The sequence below is a fragment of the Alysiella crassa DSM 2578 genome (assembly GCF_000745955.1).
Lineage (GTDB): Bacteria > Pseudomonadota > Gammaproteobacteria > Burkholderiales > Neisseriaceae > Simonsiella > Simonsiella crassa.
This window is the reverse complement of the sequence record NZ_JQKH01000154.1, coordinates 1-1,390: the sequence shown is the minus strand read 5'-3', so window position 1 is coordinate 1,390 and position 1,390 is coordinate 1. Positions and strand designations below refer to the sequence as shown.

The following is a 1,390-nucleotide window of genomic DNA, read 5'->3' as shown; positions in this document are numbered from 1 at the left end:
CAGGCGATGTAACGTTTACGCCTAATAAAGATTTCACAGGTGATCCAACGCCGATTACTTACACCGTAACCGACAAAAACGGCAACACCTTGCCGACCACACCTGTGGATGTGAACTATCCAAAAGAAGTGCCTACACCTATGCCCACACCTGACAGCAAAACAGGTGTACCAGGGCAGCCTGTTACCCAAAATGTCATCAGCAATGATGGCGACAATGGCAAAGACATTGACCCGACTTCGGTGAAATTGATTGACCCGAAAACGGGTACACCAAGCACGTCTGTTACTGTACCAAATGAAGGTGTGTGGACAACTACGCCGACTGGTGATGTAACGTTTACGCCAAACAAAGACTTTACGGGCGACCCCACCCCGATTACCTACACCGTAACCGACAAAAACGGCAATACCTTGCCACAAACGCCAGTTGATGTGAACTATCCAACCAGCACACCAACGCCAACCCCTACACCTGACAGTAAAACAGGTGTACCAGGGCAGCCTGTAACCCAAAATGTAACCAGCAACGATGGCGACAATGGCAAAGACATTGACCCGAGTTCGGTGAAATTGATTGACCCGAAAACGGGTACACCAGGTACATCTGTTACTGTACCAAATGAAGGTGTGTGGACAACTACGCCAACAGGTGATGTAACGTTTACGCCAAACAAAGACTTTACGGGCGACCCCACCCCGATTACCTACACCGTTACCGATAAAGATGGCAATACCTTGCCCAAAACGCCCGTTGATGTGAACTACCCAACGAGCAAACCAACGCCAACGCCTACGCCAGACAGCAAAACAGGCGTACCAGGGCAGCCTGTAACCCAAAACGTAACCAGCAATGATGGCGACAATGGCAAAGATGTAGATCCGACTTCGGTAAAATTGATTGATCCGAAAACGGGTACACCAGGCACGTCTGTTACTGTACCAAATGAAGGTGTATGGACAACGACGCCAACAGGCGATGTGACCTTTACCCCGAATAAAGACTTCACAGGCGACCCCACCCCGATTACCTACACCGTAACCGACAAAAACGGCAATACCTTGCCGCAAACACCTGTTGATGTGAACTATCCCACCACAGTGCCAACGCCGATTCCTACGCCAGACAGCAAAACAGGCGTACCAGGGCAGCCTGTAACCCAAAACGTAACCAGCAACGATGGCGACAATGGCAAAGACATTGATCCAAGTTCTGTGAAATTAGTGGATCCGAAAACGGGTACGCCAGGCACATCGGTAACTGTACCAAACGAAGGTGTGTGGACGACTACGCCGACAGGCGATGTAACGTTTACGCCTAATAAAGATTTCACAGGTGATCCAACGCCGATTACTTACACCGTAACCGACAAAAACGGCAACACCTTGCC

The 1,390-nt window shown here is 49.8% G+C and carries 1 protein-coding gene; it reads left to right on the top strand.

The window, feature by feature from the left end; genetic code table 11:
* The coding region (locus tag Q338_RS12500; RefSeq protein WP_034296087.1) for an Ig-like domain-containing protein at positions 1 to 1,390 on the top strand (1,390 nt) is incomplete at both ends.